This window comes from Deltaproteobacteria bacterium, assembly GCA_019309045.1.
GTDB lineage: Bacteria > Desulfobacterota > Syntrophobacteria > BM002 > BM002 > JAFDGZ01.
This window is the reverse complement of record JAFDGZ010000053.1, coordinates 28,147-29,063: the sequence shown is the minus strand read 5'-3', so window position 1 is coordinate 29,063 and position 917 is coordinate 28,147. Positions and strand designations below refer to the sequence as shown.

The following is a 917-nucleotide window of genomic DNA, read 5'->3' as shown; positions in this document are numbered from 1 at the left end:
AGGCTAACACAGTAGCGGTAACCATTCATCCCAGGGAGGAAGAAGGTGATGCAACCAGTAAAGATAGTAGCCAGATTCCGTGACGGCCGCATGACCAAAGGATACTCTCAAGATTTTTTTCCAAACAAGCACACTTTTCACCTATATGACCACGCAACGGGAGTCTCTGGTGACCCCATTGAGATTCGGCTCAATGAGCTGAAAGCAGTGTTTTTCGTCAAGACCTTTGAGGGCGATCCAGATTATCAGGAACGCAAAACCTTTGAACCCGAGGACCGAGCATCAGGACGCAGGGTGGAAGTGAGCTTTGAAGATGGTGAAGTCTTGCAGGGCACCGTCCTGGGGCATAATCCGAACCAGACAGGTTTTTTTCTGTTTCCGATTGACACCAGGAGCAACAACATCCGGATCTTTGTGGTAAAAGAAGCGGTGAAGGAATTCAAGTATCTATAAATCTAATCGAGCCGCAGCCGCTGTTGCCTGTAAAGCGGCCCGATAAAACAAAACTCCCCTTCCTTTCATTTGCTGCCGAGTGGCTCCGGCGCTGCCAAGCGAATTTTCTGAACTGCCAGCAGCGACACCAGACTCATCAGCGCACCACCAATGAATACCAGGCGGTAGTCGACCATCCACACCATGCCGCCCACCGCTGGCAGTACCACGGCGGCAATATGATTGATGGTGAAGCCGACCGCCATACTTGGGGCAATATCTTTAGCATCACCGACCTTCTGGAAATATGTCCGGATGGCAATGGCAAAGTTGAAAAATATATGATCCAGTACATAGAGCACTGCCACGAGCACTTTGGACTGGACCAGGGCATAGGCACTGAAAACGATTACCAGGCTGGCATACTCCAGCGACAGCACTTTCCTCTCGCCGAAGCGAATAATGGCTCTGCCTATCAACGGGCT

General features: G+C 50.7%; 1 protein-coding gene and 1 pseudogene (1 of these 2 running past the window's edge). One reads left to right on the top strand and one right to left on the bottom strand.

Annotated elements, in window-relative coordinates; genetic code table 11:
* Positions 1-45: 45 nt before the first annotated feature.
* Positions 46-453 (top strand): hypothetical protein, encoded by a 408-nt coding sequence (locus tag JRI89_11945; protein ID MBW2071950.1) that lies wholly within the window; start codon positions 46-48, stop codon positions 451-453.
* Positions 454-518: 65 nt separating this feature from the next.
* Here JRI89_11945 and JRI89_11940 read toward each other — a convergent pair.
* A pseudogene (locus JRI89_11940) lies at positions 519-917 on the bottom strand (MFS transporter) (it continues 735 nt past the right edge of the window).